The sequence below is a fragment of the Vreelandella hamiltonii genome (assembly GCF_014651795.1).
GTDB lineage: Bacteria > Pseudomonadota > Gammaproteobacteria > Pseudomonadales > Halomonadaceae > Vreelandella > Vreelandella hamiltonii.
The window spans coordinates 112,975-133,503 of the sequence record NZ_BMXO01000001.1 but is presented as its reverse complement, the minus strand read 5'-3'; the positions used below and the strand labels follow the sequence as shown (position 1 = coordinate 133,503).

Annotated in this window: 15 protein-coding genes and 6 tRNA genes; 11 read left to right on the top strand and 10 right to left on the bottom strand. The window is 61.6% G+C overall.

Going from position 1 to position 20,529, the window contains the following annotated elements; translation table 11 throughout:
• Positions 1-163 precede the first annotated feature (163 nt).
• Positions 164-4,987, top strand: a complete 4,824-nt coding sequence (locus IE061_RS00685) for an NAD-glutamate dehydrogenase (RefSeq protein ID WP_193460690.1) — start codon at positions 164-166, stop codon at positions 4,985-4,987.
• Positions 4,988-5,121: 134 nt separating this feature from the next.
• Positions 5,122-6,147 (top strand): quinone-dependent dihydroorotate dehydrogenase, encoded by a 1,026-nt coding sequence (locus tag IE061_RS00680; RefSeq protein ID WP_193460689.1) that lies wholly within the window; start codon positions 5,122-5,124, stop codon positions 6,145-6,147.
• 104 nt (positions 6,148-6,251) lie between these two features.
• Here IE061_RS00680 and rmf read toward each other — a convergent pair whose 3' ends face one another.
• A complete protein-coding gene (gene rmf / locus IE061_RS00675; protein WP_016914479.1) occupies positions 6,252-6,461 on the bottom strand; it encodes a ribosome modulation factor in 210 nt (69 codons plus the stop codon).
• 410 nt (positions 6,462-6,871) lie between these two features.
• On the opposite strand from rmf, the gene rlmKL reads away from it, so the two are divergent.
• Complete coding sequence (rlmKL, locus tag IE061_RS00670; protein WP_193460688.1) at positions 6,872-9,082, top strand: bifunctional 23S rRNA (guanine(2069)-N(7))-methyltransferase RlmK/23S rRNA (guanine(2445)-N(2))-methyltransferase RlmL; 2,211 nt, start codon at positions 6,872-6,874, stop codon at positions 9,080-9,082.
• Positions 9,075-9,410 (top strand): glutaredoxin family protein, encoded by a 336-nt coding sequence (locus IE061_RS00665; protein ID WP_193460687.1) that lies wholly within the window; start codon positions 9,075-9,077, stop codon positions 9,408-9,410. Before rlmKL ends, IE061_RS00665 begins: the two co-directional genes overlap by 8 nt.
• A 6-nt stretch (positions 9,411-9,416) precedes the next feature.
• Here the strand turns inward: IE061_RS00665 and IE061_RS00660 are convergent, their stop codons facing one another.
• Positions 9,417-9,698, bottom strand: coding sequence for a hypothetical protein (locus tag IE061_RS00660; protein ID WP_039176935.1), 282 nt, complete (start codon positions 9,696-9,698; stop codon positions 9,417-9,419).
• An 84-nt stretch (positions 9,699-9,782) separates the two neighbouring features.
• Between IE061_RS00660 and pdxB the strand changes: the two genes are divergently transcribed.
• The gene (gene pdxB, locus IE061_RS00655; protein WP_193460686.1) at positions 9,783-10,928 is read left to right on the top strand and encodes a 4-phosphoerythronate dehydrogenase PdxB; all 1,146 of its coding nucleotides are present in this window, start codon (positions 9,783-9,785) and stop codon (positions 10,926-10,928) included.
• Between the two features lie 77 nt (positions 10,929-11,005).
• On the opposite strand, the gene htpX is transcribed toward pdxB, so the two are convergent.
• From htpX to IE061_RS00615, 8 genes are all read right to left on the bottom strand, one after another.
• Complete coding sequence (gene htpX, locus IE061_RS00650) at positions 11,006-11,911, bottom strand: protease HtpX (protein WP_039176182.1); 906 nt, start codon at positions 11,909-11,911, stop codon at positions 11,006-11,008.
• Between the two features lie 126 nt (positions 11,912-12,037).
• Positions 12,038-13,285, bottom strand: a complete 1,248-nt coding sequence (locus IE061_RS00645; protein WP_039176178.1) for a pyridoxal phosphate-dependent aminotransferase — start codon at positions 13,283-13,285, stop codon at positions 12,038-12,040.
• A 55-nt stretch (positions 13,286-13,340) separates the two neighbouring features.
• A complete protein-coding gene (ylqF, locus tag IE061_RS00640; protein WP_193460685.1) occupies positions 13,341-14,300 on the bottom strand; it encodes a ribosome biogenesis GTPase YlqF in 960 nt (319 codons plus the stop codon).
• A 94-nt stretch (positions 14,301-14,394) separates the two neighbouring features.
• Positions 14,395-14,793: a peptide-methionine (R)-S-oxide reductase MsrB gene (msrB, locus tag IE061_RS00635; protein ID WP_193460684.1), complete on the bottom strand. Its 399-nt coding sequence runs from the start codon at positions 14,791-14,793 to the stop codon at positions 14,395-14,397.
• A gap of 149 nt (positions 14,794-14,942) precedes the next feature.
• Complete coding sequence (locus IE061_RS00630; RefSeq protein WP_193460683.1) at positions 14,943-16,529, bottom strand: gamma-glutamyltransferase family protein; 1,587 nt, start codon at positions 16,527-16,529, stop codon at positions 14,943-14,945.
• A gap of 72 nt (positions 16,530-16,601) precedes the next feature.
• On the bottom strand, positions 16,602-17,927 hold the full coding sequence (locus IE061_RS00625; RefSeq protein WP_039176169.1) for a TRAP transporter large permease: 1,326 nt from the start codon (positions 17,925-17,927) through the stop codon (positions 16,602-16,604).
• A gap of 3 nt (positions 17,928-17,930) precedes the next feature.
• Positions 17,931-18,440, bottom strand: coding sequence for a TRAP transporter small permease subunit (locus IE061_RS00620; protein WP_026001778.1), 510 nt, complete (start codon positions 18,438-18,440; stop codon positions 17,931-17,933).
• Position 18,441: 1 nt separating this feature from the next.
• Entirely contained in the window at positions 18,442-19,545 is a 1,104-nt protein-coding gene (locus tag IE061_RS00615; protein WP_016914467.1) for a TRAP transporter substrate-binding protein, read from the bottom strand.
• Between the two features lie 308 nt (positions 19,546-19,853).
• Here IE061_RS00615 and IE061_RS00610 point away from each other — a divergent pair.
• The 6 genes from IE061_RS00610 (at position 19,854) to IE061_RS00585 (ending at position 20,493) form a co-directional block, all read left to right on the top strand.
• Positions 19,854-19,929, top strand: a tRNA-Glu gene (locus tag IE061_RS00610).
• Between the two features lie 25 nt (positions 19,930-19,954).
• Positions 19,955-20,029, top strand: a tRNA-Gly gene (locus tag IE061_RS00605).
• A gap of 34 nt (positions 20,030-20,063) precedes the next feature.
• Positions 20,064-20,139: transfer RNA gene (locus IE061_RS00600), tRNA-Glu, on the top strand.
• 22 nt (positions 20,140-20,161) lie between these two features.
• Positions 20,162-20,236, top strand: a tRNA-Gly gene (locus IE061_RS00595).
• A gap of 19 nt (positions 20,237-20,255) precedes the next feature.
• Positions 20,256-20,331 (top strand) — tRNA-Glu (locus IE061_RS00590).
• An 87-nt stretch (positions 20,332-20,418) separates the two neighbouring features.
• A tRNA-Gly gene (locus tag IE061_RS00585) sits at positions 20,419-20,493 on the top strand.
• Positions 20,494-20,529 lie beyond the last annotated feature (36 nt).

The window sequence follows — 20,529 nt, the reverse complement described above, 5'->3', positions numbered from 1 at the left end:
CAATAGTGCTTATGATGCACAAGCGGCATACACCATGAATAACATGCCAGATGGTTAGGGGGCTGGACGAGGGTAGCGTAAGCTATCTGGTAGCGTGGCCTAAAGGCCTATTGTCCTTCGTTTTTTTGGCCCAGGTTGTGGCCCCAGGCAGTCGAGGTGATGGATGCATTACGTTGCGATTGAAGAGAGTCGGCGGGATCTTTTGAAGCAGCTACAAGAGCGCCTGGAAGCGCGACTGGAGCCTGCGCGAGCGGCGGATGTCGAAGCCTTCGCGCGCCATTTCTACGCGACGGTGCCGGTCGAGGACCTGATCGACCGTCGTCTTGATGACCTCTATGGGGCCACGCTCTCGATCTGGCAGTTTCTCCAGCATCATGACCGTCAACACCCTAAAGTGCGTATCTTCAACCCCGATTTCGAAGAGCACGGCTGGCAGTCCAACCACACCTTCGTGGCCGTGCTGCATGAAGACATGCCGTTTCTGGTCGACTCGGTACGTATCGAGCTCAATCGGCGCGGATTGACCGTACATGCCATTCAGAACGCAGTATTTGCGGTTGCCCGCGATGGCCAGCACCAGCTCAAGGTACTAACCTCGCCCAAGGATGAGCATGCCCCCGAGGCCCGCGAATCCTTGATCGTCATCGAGGTGGATCGTCATACCGATCCTGAATCTTTGGCCAATATCGAGCGCAACCTGCACGAAGTGCTGCGCGACGTGCGCACGGCAGTGGGTGATTACGACGCCATGTGCGGGCAGATCACCTCCGCCATCCAGGAGCTGGAAAAGAACTGTCCGCCGCAGATCGACCCCGACGACCACGAAGAAGCGATTGCGTTTCTCGAGTGGTTGCTGAAGGACAACTTCACGTTCCTGGGGTATGACGAGTATTTGCTGGAAGGCAGCGAGCTGCAGCGTGATCCCAACAGCGTGTTGGGCGTGTTCCGCCTGGACCAGCCCCGCTACCGGGAGCGCATTCGCACCGAAGAGGGGGTGGATGAGCACAATGACTACGTGCTGGTGCCGCAGCTGCTCTCGTTTGCCAAGAGCGCCCATCACTCTCGCGTGCATCGTCCTACGTACCCCGACTACATCACCGTGGACCGCTACGATGATGATGGCAACGTGATCGGCGAGCGTCGCTTCTTTGGTCTGTTCACTGCGACCGTCTATAACGAGTCGCCGCGCAACATTCCGCTACTGCGTCGCAAGCTGAAAGCCGTGACCGACATCGCCGGGTTCAACCCTCAGGGCCACAATGGCAAGCAGCTGCTGCAGGTGCTGGAAGTGTACCCGCGGGATGATCTGTTCCAGATCGGCACCGACGAGCTGGCCACTACCTCACTGGGCATCTTGAACATCCGTGAGCGCCGTCAGGTACGCCTGTTCATCCGCGCCGATGTCAGCGGCAAGTTCTACTCCTGCCTGGTCTTCGTGCCCCGCGACGTGTTCTCGACCGACCTGCGCCAGCGTATTCAGAACATGCTGTGCGACGAGCTGGATGCGCACTTTGGCGACTTCAACACTTACCTCTCCGAGTCGGTGCTGGCGCGTATTCAGCTGATCCTGCGCTTCAATGGCGACACGCCCAGCCAGTACGACCTGAAGCGTCTGGAGGGGAAAGTGGCACGGCTGTCGCGCAGCTGGCGTGACGACCTGCACGCGGCCATGATCGAAGGGTTTGGAGAAGAGCGCGCCAACCACCTGCTGGACAATTTTCACGATGCCTTCTCGGCCAGCTACCGCGAAGACTTCAACGCCCGCACGGCGGTATTCGACATTCAGCACCTGCTGAATCTGGACAATGGAGACACGCTTTCGCTCTCCCTGTATCGTCCGCTGGAAGAGCAGGCAGGGGGCATGAACCTGAAGCTGTTCCATCGCGAATCGCAGATCCCGCTCTCGGACGTGCTGCCGATGATGGAGAATCTCGGCCTGCGGGTGATCGGCGAGCGCCCCTACGATATCAACGCGCCTCAGCAGCGCTACTGGATACACGACTTCGAGCTGGAGCATAGTCAGGGCGCCAATCTGGGCGACATGCGCGACACGTTCAGCGAAGCGTTCAAGCGTATCTGGGCCGGCGAAGCCGATAACGATGCCTTCAATCGCCTGATCGTCGGGGCCGGTCTGGACTGGCGGGAAGTGGCCATGCTGCGTGGCTACGCGCGTTACCTGAAGCAGATTCGCTTTGGCATGTCCCAGGATTACATTGCCGCCACGTTGGCCAACTACCCGGTGATCACCCAGACGCTGGTAGAGCTGTTCCGCCTGCGCTTCGACCCGGCCCAACAGCAGCCCGGCCAGACCGACGACTGTCTGGCGCGTCTGAACGAGCACCTGGAAGGCGTTGCCAGCCTCAATGACGACCAGCTGCTGCGCCGTTTCATGGAGCTGATCCAGGCCACGCTGCGCACCAACTATTACCAGAAGACCGACGCGGGCCGCTTCAAGGATTACATTGCCTACAAGCTGGAACCGTCGAAAGTGACCGGTATGCCCAAGCCGCGTCCGGCCTACGAGATTTTCGTCTGCTCGCCCCGTGTCGAAGGCGTGCACCTGCGGGGTGGCAAGGTGGCGCGCGGTGGCCTGCGCTGGTCGGATCGTCTGGAAGATTTCCGTACCGAAGTGCTGGGGCTGGTCAAGGCGCAGCAGGTGAAGAACGCGGTCATCGTGCCGGTAGGCGCCAAGGGCGGCTTCGTGTGCAAACGCATGCCTGAAAATGCCGACCGTGAAACCCAGCAGAAAGAGGGCATTGCCTGCTACCAGATCTTCATTCGGGCGCTGCTGGACGTCACCGATAATCTGGTCGGGGGAGAGGTCGTGCCGCCGAAGAACGTGGTGCGCCACGATGACGACGACACCTACCTGGTGGTGGCTGCCGACAAGGGCACCGCAACGTTCTCGGATATCGCCAACGCCATTTCCGTCGAGTATGGCCACTGGCTGGGGGATGCGTTCGCCTCTGGTGGCGCCAATGGCTACGACCACAAGAAAATGGCGATCACCGCACGGGGCGCCTGGGAGTCGGTCAAGCGCCACTTCCGCAACCTGGGCGTGAACACCCAGCAGGACCTGTTTACCGTGGTAGGTATCGGTGACATGGCTGGGGACGTGTTCGGCAACGGCATGCTGCTGTCGGACAAGATCCAGCTGGTGGGGGCGTTCAACCACCTGCATATCTTCGTCGACCCCAACCCTGATGCGGCAGCGGCGTTTGCCGAGCGCCAGCGGCTGTTCGACCTGCCGCGCTCCAGTTGGGAAGATTACAGCGCCGAGCTGATCTCTCAAGGAGGCGGGGTGTTCAGCCGCAGCGCCAAATCCATCGCCATCAGCCCGGAAATGCAGCAGGTGTTCGGAATCACCGAGGCGCGTCTGTCGCCCAATGATCTGATTCGCGCCATGCTCAAGGCCCAGGTCGACCTGATCTGGAACGGCGGTATCGGCACCTACGTGAAAAGCTCCGAAGAAACCGATGCCGACGTGGGCGACAAGGCCAACGATGCGCTGCGTATCAATGGCAAGGAGCTGAACTGCCGAGTTGTGGGGGAGGGCGGTAACCTGGGTCTCACCCAGCGTGGCCGAATGGAGGCAGCCGCCAACGGCGTGCGGGTGTACACCGACTTCATCGACAATGCCGGGGGCGTCAACTGCTCCGACCATGAGGTCAATATCAAGATATTGATCGACGAAGTGGTCAAGCGTGGCGACATGACCGACAAGCAGCGCAATCAGCTGCTGGCCGACATGACCGACGAAGTGGCCAACCTGGTCATTCTGGACAACTATCGCCAGACCCAGGCGCTGGACCTGTCGGAAATTCTTTCCCATCAGGGCATGGGGCCGTATCGCCGCTTCATCAGCGAACTGGAAGCCGCTGGTCAGATCGACCGCGAGCTGGAGTTCCTGCCCACCGACGAGGTGCTCAAGGAGCGTGCCAGCAGCGACCAGGGCATGCGTTTGCCGGAACTCTCGGTGCTGATCTCCTACGCCAAGAGCACCTTGAAGGGGGATTTGATCAATTCCGAGGTGCCCGACGACCCCTACATCCATCGCCATCTCGAGCGGCTCTTCCCGGCGGTGCTCACCGAGCGCTACCAGGGCGAGATGTACGAGCACCGTTTGAAGCGTGAAATCGTGGCCACTCAGGTCGCCAACGACCTGGTCGACCACATGGGCATCGTCTTCGTGCGCCGCTTGATGGACTCCACCGGCGCCGGCCGGGCCGATATTGCCCGGGCCTACGTGGTCGCCCGCGATGCCTTCAACCTGGCGGACCTGTGGGCGCAAATCGAAGCGCTGGACAATCAGGTCTCCAGCCGGGTGCAGTACTCCATGATGCTGGACCTGATGCGTCTGGTGCGTCGTGCCACTCGCTGGTTCCTGCGTCAGCACCTGGGGCTGTCGACTCAGGACACCATCGAGTACTTCGGGCCGCGTCTGGCCCAGCTGCAGGAGAGCATCGGTGAGCTGCTCAGCGGTGAAGAGCAGCAGGAGTGGCAGGCACGCTGCGACGAACTTCAGCAAGCCGGCGTGCCGGAGTCCCTGGCCGCCACGGTGGCTGCGGCACCGCGCCTGTACGCCAGCCTGGGGATCATTCAGGCGGCTCGCTTGACCAACGAGAAGCCCCAGCGGGTGGCGGAAGTCTTCCACGAGATTGGCAGCCGTCTGGAGCTACCGTGGATGATCCAGCAGGTCACTCAACTGGAAGTGCGCGATGCCTGGCAGGCACAGGCCCGTGAAACCTTCCGTGACGACATTGATCGCCAGCAGCTGGCGCTGACCACCAGCGTATTGAAGCTGGAAGCGGGCAGCCGCGACACCCAGGAGCGCGTGGCCCAGTGGCTGGAGCAGCACGCCGAGCTGCACCGTCGCTGGTGCCGCTTGATCGAAGAGGTGCGTAGCGGCAGCGAAGGCGGTTTTGCCCTGTTTGCGGTCGCCGTCCGTGAGCTGGTGGACCTGGCCGAGAGCGACAGCGAAGCCTGACGCCTGACGAAAGGCCCACTCAAGGCCGCGCCCTGGTTCACCAGGGCGCGGCCTTTTCATTCTGCCTCGCTGGGCCAAGTGCGTTATACTGCGGCCGCCTCGCCAACAGCCCATCGCCCAGGAGTGTCTCGCTGATGTATACCCTTGCCCGCTCGCTCATGTTCCGCCTGGATGCGGAAACGTCCCACGGTCTGGCGCTTGGCGCGCTGGATACGCTGCACCGAGTCGGTGGCGTGAAGCGGCTGTATGGCGAGCCGATCAGCGACCCGGTCGAGCTGATGGGGCTGCGCTTTGCCAATCGCGTCGGCCTGGCAGCCGGGCTGGACAAGAATGCCGATCACCTGGATGCCCTGGGTGAGCTGGGCTTTGGTTTCGTGGAAGTGGGCACTGTCACGCCGAAAGCGCAGCCGGGAAACCCCAGGCCGCGTCTGTTTCGCCTGGCCGAACACGGGGCCATCATCAACCGCTTCGGCTTCAACAACAAAGGCGTCGAGCACCTGGTGGCACAGGTCAAGAAGCGCCACTACGGCGGTATCGTAGGCATCAACATCGGCAAGAATTTGACCACCTCGGTGGAGCAGGCGCTGGATGACTACCTGCTGTGTCTCGACGCCGTGCATGGGGTGGCCGATTATATCGCGGTCAATATCTCGTCGCCCAACACGCCGGGGCTGCGCACGCTGCAGTTCGGCGAGCAGTTGGATGCCCTGCTGGGGCCGATTCGTGCCTGCAGCCAATCGCTGGATGACGCGCTGGGCCGCAAGGTGCCGCTGCTGGTGAAGATTGCCCCCGACATGAACGCAGAGGAAGTGGCGCTGGTGGCGGGCAGTATTTCTCGCAATGGGTTGGATGGCGTGATCGCCACCAATACCACGGTGTCTCGTGAGGCTGTTCAGCAGGACCCCCAGGCGCAGGAAGCCGGTGGGTTATCGGGCCGACCGGTGTTCGAGGCTTCCAATACGGTCATCCGGCTGCTGCGTGCCGAACTGCCTGACCTGCCGATCATCGGCGTGGGCGGCATCGACAGCGCGGCGGCAGCGCAAGCGAAAATCGAGGCAGGTGCCGACCTGGTGCAACTCTATTCAGGCTTGATTTATCAGGGGCCGACGCTGGTGAAACAGTGTGCCGAGGCGCTCAAGAAGCAGGCTTCTGCCCACTAATAGGGAAGGCGCGGGGGATAGGTGGGCAATAAAGGGGTGGGCAATAAAAAGCCCGCTGGCGAGCGGGCTCCGTACTCCAAATGTCCGTGTAAAAGGTAAATAAATCAGGTCATGACCATGGGGTTTTTATGGATGCCGGAAACGCCGACCATGCCATCCCACTGGTCTCCGCGACCTTCACGCCAACCGCTCATCCAGTATTCGCGTAAATTGACATCTTGACTGGGGCAATCATCACGGGAGCGACCCGTAACACCCGCTTTGTAGCCGTGAACATAAGCCCGCTGGAAGCGATCACGTTTTTGTCGTTTCATTGGCTAACCTCTTTTCACGAAAACCTTTGATAAGAAGCAAATGGCCAGCAAACGGGCAGCTCATTGTCTACCGAGCTCCTTTCAAGCGTCATCACGACGCCGACCATTGCTGCCAACTCTGCTTCGAGAGGTGACTTCAAGTCCAAGAGTGAGTCTTCGCCAGTACCTTGGTGTCTAGCACTCACGTGCTGAACAGGTAAAGCCTCCGACTCGACAAGCCGTGGGTCGTTACAGGAGTCTCCTTGCGGAAGTGCACAGTAATGACCCAGACAAGCAACGCATGCGTTTTTAGTAGCTACCCTTTTATTGATAGACCATCATGGGGTCACTTGTCGACCATCAAATTGTCATAAGACGTAAACTCATTTGACATATACAGGAATATCGCGCGGTGACGCGCGGCGAAGAACATGACCGAGCTGAGCCAAACACCCTCTTTGAATCTGCTGGCCACCTGCCCCAAAGGCATCGAAGGCCTGCTGGCAGACGAGCTGCAAGCGCTGGGCGCCGAGCCTGGTAAAACCACCGTGGCCGGTGTCTATTTCACTGCCGACCAGACCACGGCCTACCGGGTCTGCCTGTGGTCGCGACTAGCCAACCGCGTCATTCTGCTGCTGGCCCGGGAAAGCATGATCGAGACCGCCGAGCAGGTGCGCGATGTGGTGGCACGCATTGCCTGGCGTCAGCATTTGGCACCAGGACGCACCCTGGCGGTGGATTTTCATGGCCGCAGTGAGCACATTCGCCACACCCGGTTTGGCGCGCAAACCGTCAAGGACGGAGTGGTGGACTCGCTGCAGCTCTCGGGGCAGGAGCGCCCCAATGTGGATACCAAAACGCCAGACCTGCGCCTTTATGCGCACCTGCATCGCGCCAACCTGAGCCTGGGTATCGACCTCTCCGGCGAGAGCCTTCATCGGCGCGGCTACCGGCGTGACGTCGGGCATGCGCCGCTCAAGGAGAACCTGGCCGCTGCCTTGCTGGTACGTGCAGGTTGGCCCGAGCGCGCCAAGGCTGGCGAGCCTTTGCTGGACCCTTTGTGCGGGGCTGGCACCCTGCTGATCGAGGCCGCATTGATGGCCGCCGACCAGGCCCCCAACCTCAACCGTGAGCGTTTCGGCTTTCATGGCTGGGCGGGGCATGAGCCTGCGCTCTGGAGTGAGCTCAAGCGCGAAGCCGAAGCGCGGGCGTCGATTGGCCGCAAGCGCTGCAGGAACCCACTGATCGGCTTTGACCAAAGCCCTGCAGCGCTGAGTGCCGCCAAGTCGAACGCTATGCGCGCGGGCATTCCTGCGCTGATCAGCCTGCATGGCCAAAGTCTGGCTCAGCTCACTCGCCCCGTCGACCTCACCGCCGAGCAGGGCCTGTTGATCACCAACCCGCCCTACGGCGAGCGTTTGGGCGAATTGCCGGAACTGGTCAGGCTCTATGCCCAGCTTGGGGAAAAGGCCAAGGCGTTGTTCCCCGGCTGGATGCTGGCGCTGTTCACCGGCAATCCCGACCTGGGGCATCGCCTGGGGCTGCGCGCCCATAAGCAGTATGCGCTGAAGAATGGTGCGCTGGATGCCAAGCTGCTGATGATGCAGATCGGCGCAGCCAGGGAGTCTGCCGTGCCCAGCGATTCCGCCACGACAGAGGCCCTGGCGCCGGAACGGCCTGCCAAGCCAGCGGTGTCGGAAAATGCCCAGATGTTTGCCAATCGCTTGGCAAAGAATCAGAAACGCCTGAAAAAGTGGCTCAAGCAGAGCGGTGAAACCTGCTATCGCCTCTACGATGCCGATATGCCGGAGTATGCGCTGGCCATCGACCGCTATGGCGATCGCGTTCACGTGCAGGAGTATGCCGCGCCGGGCTCCGTGAACCCTGCTCAGGCACAAAAGCGGCTGTTCGACGCGCTGGAAGTGCTGCCTGAGGCGCTGGACGTGGACCCCAGCAAGATTTATGTGAAGCGTCGTGAGCGGCAAACCGGCGCCGCCCAGTACCAGAAGCGCGATGCCAGCGGTGAGCGTTTCGAAGTGCGTGAGGGGAGTGCGCGGCTGTGGGTCAACCTGCGCGACTACCTGGACACCGGGCTGTTTCTCGACCACCGCCCCGTGCGGCGTATGCTGGGCGACATGGCCAGCGGCAAGCGCTTCCTGAACCTGTTCTGCTACACGGCCACGGCTACCGTACAGGCGGCGCTAGGCGGGGCCAGCGACAGCGTCAGCGTCGACATGTCCAACACCTACCTGGAGTGGGCCAGAGACAACTTCAGCCTGAACCAGCTGGATCACCGGCGGCACCGGGTGGTCAGGGACGACTGCTTCCGCTGGCTGGAAACGGCCAATGCCGATTTCGACCTGATCTTCATGGACCCGCCGACGTTCTCGAACTCCAAGAAGATGCGCGATACGCTGGATATCCAGCGGGATCACCCAAGGCTGGTCGAGCTGGCCATGGCGCGTCTGGCGCTGGGTGGCGTGCTGGTGTTCTCGAACAACCAGCGGCGTTTCAAACTGGACGATGCGCTGGTGCAGCGCTACGCAGTGGAGGAGATCACCGCGCGCACCTTCGACCCGGATTTCCAGCGTCGTACCAACCTGCATCACGTCTTTTTGATCAAGAGCCGAGCCGATGATTAAACTCTCCATCTACACCACTCTGGGCTGCCATCTGTGCGCTCAACTCGAAGCGCTGGTGACCAGCCTGGCCAACCAGCCAGTGGACTTGCGGCGCATCGAAATCAGCGAAGACGACGCGCTGGTCGAGCGCTACGGCGTGCGTATACCGGTGTTGCTGGATGAGCAGGGCGAAGAGCTGGACCGGGGCTTCGACCTGGCGCGGCTGAGCCAATGGCTGGAGCAGCGAGGCTGGCTGGACGAAGCGGCGCTGGCGACCCTGACCAACCCGCCAGCCCCGACGCCCCCAGTGGGGGCGCACCAGCGTAATGGGCGTCGGTTTCTGGGGTAGGCGTGCCTACAGCACGTCCAGCAGCGACAGCTGGCGCATGGCCTCCTGGCCTTCGGGGGTGTGGTCGGCGGCTTCCAGTACCTTGCGAAAGCCTCGCGAGGTCTGGATGGTGGACTCGTCCTCCAGCCACATCTGTGCCTGCGCCAAGGTGTCGGCCAACTGATGTTTCAGCCCGCCAAACTGGGTGCCGATCTGCCCCCAGGCGCGGCTGAAAATCCAGTCGCCGAACATATCCTGGTGAATGTGCACCAACACATAGTCATGGTCGGTTTCCCAGCGTACGATCACACCCATCTCCTTAACGCCATCATGTTCACGCCTGCACAGCAAGCCGTTGCGGGCGTATTGTAAAGCCCGGAAATCAAAACGCCTATGAAACTTGTCATCGATGCCAACATCCCCGCCGCCGACGCGTGCTTTGGCGGGCTGGGCACCTTGCACCGCCTGCCCGGGCGCGAGATTCGCACGGCCGACGTGGCCGATGCCGACGCGCTCATCGTGCGCTCCATCACCCGGGTCGATGAGGCCTTGCTGGCCAACAGCCGTGTTGCTTTCGTCGGCACCTGCACCATCGGCACCGATCATATCGACTTGAACTACCTCTCAGCCCAGGGCACCGGGTTTGCCAGTGCGCCTGGCTGCAATGCCGACGCTGTGGTGGACTATGTGCTGAGCAGCCTGTTAACCGTGAGCGAGCGGGAAGGGTGGCCGCTGCTGTCGCGCCGTGTGGGAGTCGTCGGGGCCGGTAACGTCGGCAGCCGCTTGCTGACGCGGCTGAGTGCGCTGGGCATGGAAGTGCTGGTATGTGACCCGCCCCGCGCCGAGCAGGAAGGGCCTGAGGGCTTCGTGGACCTGGATACCCTGATCGAGCAATGCGATGTCATTTGCCTGCATACACCGCTGGTCAAGCACGGCCCCCACGCGACGCACCATTTGTTGAACGCCGAGCGGCTCCAGGAACTGGCCCCGCAAACGGTACTGGTCAACGCCGGGCGCGGGGACTGCATCGATGGGCTGGCACTGCGCAGCCGCCTGGCAGGCAAGGGCGACATCACCGCCATTCTCGATGTGTGGGAAGACGAGCCGGGCATCGATGCCGGCCTGAGGGATCTGGTGGCCCTGGCAACCCCGCACATTGCCGGCCACAGCCTGGACGGCAAGCTGCGCGGCACCTGGATGATTCAGCAGGCGCTGGCCGCGCACTGGGGCCACCCCTTGGATCTGGCATTCAGTGACTTGTGTCCGCCCCCGGTGCTGGCCTCGCTGACCCTCTCACAGGCACTGCCCGTTGAAGAGGCGCTGCGGCTATGTACCCGAGCGGTGTATGACGTGCGCCGTGACCACGACACGCTGCAGCGTAACGTGATGCAGCAAGGGGTTGCCAAGGGGTTCGACCACTGCCGTGCCCATTACCCGCTGCGTCGCGAGTTTGCCACGCTGAGTGTGCTGTTGAAAGAAGATGCTCGGCCACTGTGTGCGCCTTTGGAAGCTGCCGGTTTTCAAGTGCAGCTCGGCTGAAAAGAGCTGGACACAAAACGCATAAGGCCCGCGATGCGGGCCTTATGGTGGCGTCTGCCGTTAAGCGACGGTTAGCATCACTGACGGTAGGCGGCTTCTTTCAGGGCGCGAATGCGGTCGTCCAGCGGTGGGTGGCTGGCGAACATGCGCTCCATCAGCGAGCGGGTCTGGCCTTTGGTGATGGCCATGGCGCGCATCTGGTCGGGCATCTGGTCGGGCATTTCGGTTTCGGCCTTCAGGCGTGCCAGGGCGTTGACCATGGCGCCGGTGCCCGCCAGGCGTGCACCCGCTTCGTCGGCGCGGTATTCGCGGTAGCGCGAGAACCACGCCACGATGGCCGACGCAATGATGCCAAACACTATCTCGGCAATCATGACCACTGCAAAATAACCCATGAAGCCCAGACCGCCTTCACCGTCGCTGCGGCTTTTCAGGAAGGTGTCGATCAGGTGGGCGACGGCACGGGCAAAGAACATCACGAAGGTGTTCACCACGCCCTGGATCAGCGCCAGGGTGACCATGTCACCGTTGGCCACGTGGCCAATCTCGTGGGCCAGTACCGCGCGGACCTCTTCGGGGCGCATGCGGTTGAGCAGGCCCGCCGAGACGGCTACCAGCGAGTCGTTCTTGTTCCAGCCGGTAGCAAACGCATTGGACTGCTGGGCCGGGAAAATGCCCACTTCGGGGGTCTTGATCCCGGCTTCACGGGAAAGCTCGGCCACGGTGTCCACCAGCCACTTTTCGGTGGCATTGGAGGGCGTTTCGATGATCACCGTGCCCGTGGAGCGCTTGGCCAGCCATTTGGACATGAACAGCGAGATGATCGAGCCCGCCATGCCGACGATGAAGCAGAACAGCAGCAGGCCAGTGAAGTTGATTCCCTGGCTGCGCAGATAGCCCTCGACGCCGAACAGGCGCAGCGTAAAGCTGGCCACCAGTACGACGGCGAGGTTGGTCGCCAGAAACAGCATAATTCGCATCATGGGTGGGTTTCTCCCTTCAGGTTTATAACGGGGTCTTGCTGGAATATGGCTTAGATGCGTGCCCGTCGCTACAGTTTCAAGTAGCTGTTTTTAATGCTGTAGCGACGGACATGAAGACTGAAATAACTACTGCCGATAGCGTGACAGGAAATTGGCAAAGCGATCCAGCGCGTCGCCCAGCTGGTCGGCCCAGGGCAGCGTCACGATGCGCACGTGGTCCGGGTCTGGCCAGTTGAAGGCCGTGCCTTGCACCAGCAGGATCTTTTCTTGCAATAACAGGTCCAGCACCAGCTGCTGGTCATCCTTGATATTGAAGACCTTGGGGTCCAGGCGCGGAAACGCGTAGAGCGCCCCTTTGGGTGTCACGCAGGAGACACCGGGAATGGCGTTGAGCTTCTCGATGGTGATGTCCCGCTGCGCCAGCAGTCGCCCGCCAGGCAGGATCAGGTCATTGATGGACTGGTAGCCGCCCAGCGCCGTTTGAATCGCGTGCTGGGCAGGTACGTTGGCGCACAGCCGCATGGAGGCCAGCATGGTCAGGCCCTGAATGAAGTCCTTGGCCCGCTGTTTGGCCAGCGTGCCGGAAATGGTCATCCAGCCGGAGCGAAAGCCAGCGCAGCGGTAGCTCTTGGAAAGCCCGTTCATGGTGATGACCAGCTGATCGTCGTCGGCCAGCGCGCCCGTGGCGGTGTGCTCGACCCCGTCGTAGAGAATCTTGTCGTAGATCTCGTCGGAGAACACCACCAGGTTGTGCTGTCTGGCGATCTCGAGGACTTCCCGCACCACTTCCGGAGAGTACACCGCCCCGGTGGGGTTGTTGGGGTTGATGATGACGATGGCCCGGGTACGGCTGGTGACCTTGGCACGAATGTCGGCCATGTCCGGCGCCCAGTCGGCCTGCTCGTCACACAGATAGTGAACGCCGTGGCCGCCCGACAGGTGGGCAGCGGCGGTCCAGAGCGGGTAGTCCGGTGCCGGGATCAGTACTTCATCGCCATCGTTGAGCAGCGCCTGCATGGCCATGACGATCAGCTCGGACACGCCGTTGCCGATATAGATATCCTCGATACCGACGCCGGGGATCTGCTTGCGCTGGCACTCCTGCATGATGGCCTTGCGCGCAGAGTAGAGCCCTTTCGAATCACAGTAGCCCTGGGCGGTGGGCAGGTTGCGCATGACGTCCTGGAGAATCTCTTCCGGTGCCTCGAAACCAAAGGGGGCCGGATTGCCAATGTTCAGCTTGAGAATCCGCTGGCCTTCCTCTTCCAGGCGCTTGGCATGGTCGAGAACCGGGCCACGAATGTCGTAGCAGACATTGTGCAGTTTATGGGACTTCTTGAGCGTGTGTGATTCGTTAGGCTGCGCGGTGTCCATGGGGTGCGTTATCCAAAAGTGTCCATTGCCGTGGGAGTGACTGATTACTCGCCCATTATGCGTTGCTTGATGGCGAGCTGTCTTGGTCGATTTGCTCCACGGGCGGTGGAATGTCCTCGGGGGTTTCCAGCGTCAGCCTGCCCACCTTGCCGTCGCGCAGTTCATGCAGCAGCACTTCGGCGCCCCGGTGCAGATCCACGGCGCCGCCAGGGCGCAAACCACCGCGCTTGCTGGCAATCTCGGTGAGGATGGCGTGGCCATCGAACCCGGCAATGGCCATAAAGTCGGGCTTCTGGGGGCCATCGGCATCGACTTCTGTTTGAGGGGTGGAAGGGGCTTCATAGCGGGGCAGCGCCGTGAGCTTGTAGCGGGCCGTCAGCTCGTCGGGGTAGCGTCTGGCGAGTTCGGCACAGGCCACCATGGCCACATCGGTATACTCGATGGCCGTGTCGCGAATGGCGCCGCTGGCCGCTAGCCGGTAGGCACTGGCCTGATCCTCGATTTTGGGCCACAGCACGCCTGGGGTGTCGATCAGCGCCACGCGGCCATCGATGCGTACCTTTTGCTGGCGCTTGGTCACGGCGGGCTCGTTACCGGTCTTGGCGATCTTGCGTCCTGCCAGGCCGTTGATCAGCGTCGACTTGCCGACGTTGGGAATCCCCATGACCATCACGCGAACATCACGGTCTGCACGCACCGCACCGGCCAGCTCATGGCAAAGCCGGGGAATGCGCTTCAGTTCCCGGGTGTTGGTGGTGGTGATGGCCAGCGCCCGTGTGTCGGCCTGGGCATCGAAAAACGCGACCCACTCGTCGGTACGCGCGGGGTCGGCCAGGTCGGCACGCGACAGAATCTTGAGGACCGGCTTGTGGCGGGTCAGCTCGGCCAGCATCGGGTTGGCGCTGGAGTAGGGGAGCCGCGCATCGAGCACTTCGATCACGACGTCGATTTCCGGCAGCGCGTCCTTGATCTGGCGGCGGGCCTTGTTCATATGTCCTGGGAACCAGCCGAGCATGGGGATCTCCTGCAAGCACTAACATTCGGCATAAAAAAGCGGGCCGCCATTCTAACAGATGGTGCCCGCCTTGCTGCGCTTCGTTTGGGATCAATTATTCGTCGGGGTGAAACTCCAAAGAGACCGAGTTGATGCAGTAGCGCAGACCCGTCGTTTGCGGGGGGCCGTCGGGAAACACGTGCCCCAGGTGGGCATCGCAGTGGGAACACACTACTTCGGTGCGAATCATGCCGTGGGAAGTATCGCGATGCTCTTCCACGCAGCGGATGCCCAGTGGCCTGTCGAAACTTGGCCAGCCACAGCCTGCATCGAACTTGTGTTCGTTCTCGAACAGCGGCGCATGACAGCAGACGCAGTGGTAGATGCCTTGGGCATCGCTCACTTGATAGTCACCGGTAAACGGACGCTCGGTACCCTTCTCCCGGGCGACGTGGTACTGCTCCGGGGTCAACTGTTGGCGCCACTCTTCAGGGGATTTCGCTATTTTCGCCATGGGGCTCTCCTCTCCCTCCGGTTGCTGATAAGCAGAGGCTTATTGGGCAGGCAGGATACCACCGTTGTGCCTGACGCTATGCCAGTGACAACGGTAGCCCTGCTCAGGTTCAGCATGTGCGAAAGTGGGCGATAGCGCCAGTACCGGGCCTAAACGCTGGCGGCGCCGCCGTTGCTGCGGGGGTCATGGGCGCTTTCGATCAGGCCATCCGGGTGGCGTACGATGCCACCGGCATGGCCCATGGTGTCGCTGAAGGCCTCGGGCAGTACTTCTACATCGTGGCCCGCCGTGGCGAGGGCGGTCACCAGGGCATCGTCGAAACGCGCTTCCAGCTTCAAGTTGGTGCTGGTCTCGCCCCAGGTGCGCCCCAATAGCCAGCGTGGCGCGGTGACCGCCTGCTGCAGTGGCATGCCATGTAATGCGTAGCGGGAGAACACCGCGGCCTGGGTTTGTGGCTGGCCTTCGCCGCCCATGGTGCCGTACACCATGGTGCGCCCGTCGTCGAACAGGGCCAGTGCCGGATTGAGGGTGTGAAACGGCTTGCGCCCCGGGGCCAGGCCGCGCAGATGATTGGGGTCGAGTGAAAAACTGATGCCTCGGTTTTGCCAGAGCACGCCGCTTTCCGGCAGCACGACGCCACTGCCGAACTCCCAGTAGATGCTCTGAATGAAGCTCACCGAGCGGCCCTGGCTATCCACGGTGCCCATCCAGATGGTGTCGCCCGGCGCGGGCTCATGGGGCCAGGGCAGGGCGCTGGCCGGGTCAATGGCGGCAGCTTCTTCGGCCAGGCGTTCGGCGCTTAGCAGCGACTGGAGGGGGGCAGGCACCCGCTGGGGGTCGGTGACGTGGCTATCGCGCAGCATGAAGGCGCGTTTGGTGGCCTCGATCAAGCCGTGCAGATGCTCGAAGCCGTTGGGCTCGGCAGCCTTGAGGCGTTCGTAGATGCCCAGAATCATCAGCGAGGCCATGCCCTGGGTTGGGGCGGGCAGGTTGTAGAGTGTCGCGTCCTGCAGCTGTACCTGCAGCGGCGTGACCTGCTGGGCGCGATAGGCGTGGAAATCCTCCAACCGCAGCGGGCTGCCCAGCGCGGCCAGGTCCTGGGCCATGCTGGCGGCCAGTTCGCCACGGTAGAAGTCATCCAGCCCTGCACTGGCCAGACGTTCGAGGGTTCGGGCCAGGCGCGGCTGGCGCAGCCGCTCGCCTTCCCGGGGGACCTTGCCATCGAGCAGGAAGGCTTCGTTGAAGCCGGGGCTTTGGCCAAGCCGCGCAAGGTGCTTGGCGGTCAGCGCCTCTTGGCTTTGGGAAACCGCCACGCCGTCGTCGGCATGGTGAATGGCATCGGCCAGCAGGGTCGTCAGCGGTAGCGCCGTGCCCCACTGGGAGGCCACGTTGAGTGCTTCCTGCCAACCGCCGATGGTGCCCGCCATGGTCAGGGCTGCCTGGGGGCCGCGTTCCGGGATGTGTGATTCGCCAGCGTAAAAATCGGCGCTGGCCAGCGCGGCGGCTGGCCCGCAGGCATCGATGGCAATGGGCGGCTTGCCTGGTTCGTGAATCAGCCAGAAACCGTCGCCACCCAGCGCGTTCATGTGCGGGTAGACCACGGCGATAGCCGCTGCGGCGGCCACCATGGCTTCTACCGCATTGCCGCCTTGTTTGAGCACATCGCGACCGGCACTGGCGGCCAGGTGGTGGGGGGCAACACAGCTGCCGCCGTAACTACGTTGTGTATGAAGCATGACGTTATCCTTTGTTATTAAGGACTACTGTTATCAAGGGCTACTGTTATCAAGGGCTACTGTTATCAAGGGCTACCAGCCAATGGCGTCGGGTAGCCAGGTGGCAATGGCCGGGAAGGCGAAGACCAGCGCCACGGCCAGGAATTGCAGGCCAATGAAGGGCAGCGCGCCTTTGTAGATATCGAGGGTCGAAACCTCCTTGGGGGCCACGCCCTTGAGGAAAAACAGCGACCAGCCAAACGGTGGCGTGAGAAACGAGGTTTGCAACACCAGGCCCACCAGAATGCCCAGCCATACCATATCGATGCCCATTTGTACGAAGAAGGGCAAAAACAGCGGCAGGGCAATATAGGTAATTTCTATCCATTCCAGGAAGAAACCAAGCACGAACATCAGCAGCAGCATGAACAGCAGCGCGCCGAGCTCGCCCCCGGGGACCCAGTCGAACATGCGGCCCACGAGATGCTCGCCACCCAGCCCACGGAAGGCCAGGCCAAAGACCTGAGCGCTGATCAGAATGAAGAAGACCATGGCAGAAATGACCAGCGTGGCCTTGGCGACCTCGCTCAGCAGAGCCACCGTGAGCCGCCCAGAGCACGCGACGAAGACCAGCGCCCCGAGTGCCCCCATGGCAGCGGCTTCGGTGGGGGCGGCAATTCCGCCGATGATCGAACCCAGCACGGCAAACACCAGCCCCACCGGCGGCCCCACCACGGTAGCCACCTTGAACAATAGCTGCTTTTTGCTGAGCAGCGCACGCTCTTCGGCGGGAATGGGCGGCATCATGTTGGGGTAGAGCCTGGCCAGCACCAGAATCGCCAGAATATAGATCCCGGCCAGGGCCAGCCCCGGCACCATGGCCGCTGCGAACATGGTGCCCACGGATTCACCGAGGATCTCCGCCAGCAGAATCAGCACCAGGCTCGGGGGGATGATTTGACCCAGCGTGCCCGACGCACAAATCATGCCGGTGGCCAGGGTTTTAGGGTAGCCACGGCGCAGCAGGGTGGGGAGTGTCAACAGGCCCAGCGTGACGATGGTCGCCCCGACGATACCCGTGGCAGCGCCCAGCAGTACGCCCACGAAGATGATGGCCACCCCCATGCCGCCGGAGAGTCCCCCGAACAGGTGACCGACCACGTCGATCAGCTCTTCGGCCAGCTTCGACTTCTCCAGCATGACCCCCATGAATACGAAGAGGGGGATGGCCATGAAGGTGTAGTTGGTGACCACGCCGTAGATGCGCGAGGGCAGCAGGTTGAACAGCATTGGGCCAAACCCCAGGTAGCCAAACACGAAGGCCGTGACGGCGATGCTGATGGCCACCGGAATACCGATCAGCAGCAGTACGAAAAAGGCGACGATCATGCCGATCGCTAGCCACTCATTAGGAGACATGCGTTATTCACCTCGGCTTGGAAGGGCCAACCCCTGGCGCAGTGCGTGGGCCAGGCCTTGCAGTGCCAACAGAAGAAACCCCAGAGGGATGAGCGATTTGAGCAGCCAGCGGAAGGGCAGGCCGCCTGGGTTGGGTGAGGTTTCGTTACGCAGATATGATTGCTCTACCCAAGGCAGGGTCAGCCAGGCGATGTAGAGCCCCATGACCAATAGCAGCAGGCCGCCGATCACTTCGATGGTGCGCTGTACCGCGACCGGGAAGCGCTCGTAAAACACATCCACCCGCACCTGCTCGCCCACGAACAGCAGGTACGACATGCCGAACAGGGCGATGGGGGAAATCAAGTGCCACTGCAGCTCCTGGAGCCAGACGGCGCCAATGCTGAACAGGTAGCGCATGACCACATCGCCCGCGACCAGGGCAACCAGCACCACGCAAATCCAGGCAGCGATCAAGCCAAACAGCCGGACCACCGCCTCGATTCCGTGGACAAGACGTTCCACGGCTTGCATATCACACCCCGATGATGTCGTTTAACCAGGCGCGTTCGCTGGGGCCTGCCCAGCGGTCATGGTTGGCCTTGAAGGCCATGTAGCTGTCGTGGACCTTGCGTACCAGCGGGTCGGCGTTGGCTTCGGTGGCCAGGGTATCCATCGTGGCTTCACGCAGCGCTTCGACCACCGGGGCTGGCAGGGGGCTTGCGGTAACGCCGTGGTTGTCCACCAGGTCGGCCATCGCCTCGCCGTTGACGGCTTCCGACCAGGTGACGCTTTCCAGACACGCCGCCATGCAGGCACTTTTCACGATCATCTTGAGGTCGTCGGGCAGGGCATCCCAATGCTGTTTGGAAATCAGCAGCTCACCGGTAGTGGCAGGCTCGTGCCAGCCGGTGGTGTGATAAAACTTCGCGGCATTCTGCAGCCCCATGCGGCGATCCTGGTAAGGGCCCACGAACTCTGCTGCATCGATGACGCCCCGCTCCAGCGCCGGGAAGATTTCACCGCCGGGCAGTACACGGGCATCGACCCCCAGCGCGGCATAGACTTTCCCGGCCAGGCCCGGAATACGCATGCGCAGTCCGTTCAACTGGCCGATGTCCTCGATGGGCTCACGGAACCAGCCGGTCATCTGCACGCCTGTATTGTTCAGCGGCAGGGCGATCATGCCGTAAGGCTCATACACTTCTTCCCATAGCTCCAGGCCACCGCCGTGATACAGCCAGGCCATATGGCCCATGAAGCTCATGCCGAAGGGCACGGTGGTGAAGTATTGCGCGGCGAACGTGGTGCCCGACCAGAAGTAGCTGTTGGCGGCGTTCATTTCGATGGTGCCGCTCTGCACCGCCTCGAAGCCTTCGAAGGCCGGGATCAGTTCTCCTGCTGCAAAGTGTTGAATATTGAGCCGTCCGCCCGACATGGCGTTGATCTTGGCAATCACGTCCCGCGGGCTGCCGGGCCCTTCTACATAGAACGGAGAGCCGGGGCTGTAGGCATTGGTCATTCGCCAGTTGAACTGTTCGCTCGACTGCGCCTTGGCCAAGGAAGGGGCGCCCAACACCAGCCCCGCAGTGGATGTCAGAGCAGCGCTGGTAAGAAACTTGCGACGGGTAAAGGACATACAGCACCTCATGCAGTAAGGAAAGACGGCAGTGGTAGGGGAGCACCAATCGCCGAGAGACGCTGTGTACAAAGCAAGGGATATGCCAAAAAATCGATTTTATTTTAAATAAAAGATTTTTAGGGCTTTGTAGGATGCGCTGAACGGGTGGCGTGGTGTGCATGGGCAAGTTTCGTGCACCGTTATCGCGCAGGTTATCGCCGTCAGGCACCTTCGTTGCGCAGGCATAAAACGTTTCGATATCAGAGGGCTTGACAGTAAGAGGTGCGCTGATTAATATACGCGCCACCTCGACGAGGCAATGAAACGTCCCATTCGTCTAGTGGTCTAGGACACCGCCCTTTCACGGCGGGAACAGGGGTTCGAACCCCCTATGGGACGCCATCGTATCGTTTAGGTCATCGGAGTTGCGGGAATAGCTCAGTGGTAGAGCATCGCCTTGCCAAGGCGAGGGTCGGGAGTTCGAATCTCCTTTCCCGCTCCATAACGCGTATGTAATGAATCATACGTGTTTATACGTCCCATTCGTCTAGTGGTCTAGGACACCGCCCTTTCACGGCGGGAACAGGGGTTCGAACCCCCTATGGGACGCCAATCCGATTTTTAGCGACATCAAGCGGGAATAGCTCAGTGGTAGAGCATCGCCTTGCCAAGGCGAGGGTCGGGAGTTCGAATCTCCTTTCCCGCTCCAGTCGTCTGCGTGTACATGTGTCCCATTCGTCTAGTGGTCCAGGACACCGCCCTTTCACGGCGGGAACAGGGGTTCGAACCCCCTATGGGACGCCACTCGCATGACGCTGACGCTTGGTTGTCGTCATCGGTTGTTTTAATCGGTTTCTGTAACCGGTTCTCTTAAGTAATGCCGTTCATGTTGCGGGAATAGCTCAGTGGTAGAGCATCGCCTTGCCAAGGCGAGGGTCGGGAGTTCGAATCTCCTTTCCCGCTCCAGTTCAACGGTCCTCCCTCCTGTGTCTTCGTCTTTGC

Coding starts and splice junctions, on each gene's coding strand:
- IE061_RS00685 (WP_193460690.1), top strand. CDS start 164: ATGCATTACGTTGCGATTGAAGAGAGTCGGCGGGATCTTTTGAAGCAG.
- IE061_RS00680 (WP_193460689.1), top strand. CDS start 5,122: ATGTATACCCTTGCCCGCTCGCTCATGTTCCGCCTGGATGCGGAAACG.
- rmf (WP_016914479.1), bottom strand. CDS start 6,461: ATGAAACGACAAAAACGTGATCGCTTCCAGCGGGCTTATGTTCACGGC.
- rlmKL (WP_193460688.1), top strand. CDS start 6,872: ATGACCGAGCTGAGCCAAACACCCTCTTTGAATCTGCTGGCCACCTGC.
- IE061_RS00665 (WP_193460687.1), top strand. CDS start 9,075: ATGATTAAACTCTCCATCTACACCACTCTGGGCTGCCATCTGTGCGCT.
- pdxB (WP_193460686.1), top strand. CDS start 9,783: ATGAAACTTGTCATCGATGCCAACATCCCCGCCGCCGACGCGTGCTTT.
- htpX (WP_039176182.1), bottom strand. CDS start 11,911: ATGATGCGAATTATGCTGTTTCTGGCGACCAACCTCGCCGTCGTACTG.
- IE061_RS00645 (WP_039176178.1), bottom strand. CDS start 13,285: ATGGACACCGCGCAGCCTAACGAATCACACACGCTCAAGAAGTCCCAT.
- ylqF (WP_193460685.1), bottom strand. CDS start 14,300: ATGCTCGGCTGGTTCCCAGGACATATGAACAAGGCCCGCCGCCAGATC.
- msrB (WP_193460684.1), bottom strand. CDS start 14,793: ATGGCGAAAATAGCGAAATCCCCTGAAGAGTGGCGCCAACAGTTGACC.
- IE061_RS00630 (WP_193460683.1), bottom strand. CDS start 16,529: ATGCTTCATACACAACGTAGTTACGGCGGCAGCTGTGTTGCCCCCCAC.
- IE061_RS00625 (WP_039176169.1), bottom strand. CDS start 17,927: ATGTCTCCTAATGAGTGGCTAGCGATCGGCATGATCGTCGCCTTTTTC.
- IE061_RS00620 (WP_026001778.1), bottom strand. CDS start 18,440: ATGCAAGCCGTGGAACGTCTTGTCCACGGAATCGAGGCGGTGGTCCGG.
- IE061_RS00615 (WP_016914467.1), bottom strand. CDS start 19,545: ATGTCCTTTACCCGTCGCAAGTTTCTTACCAGCGCTGCTCTGACATCC.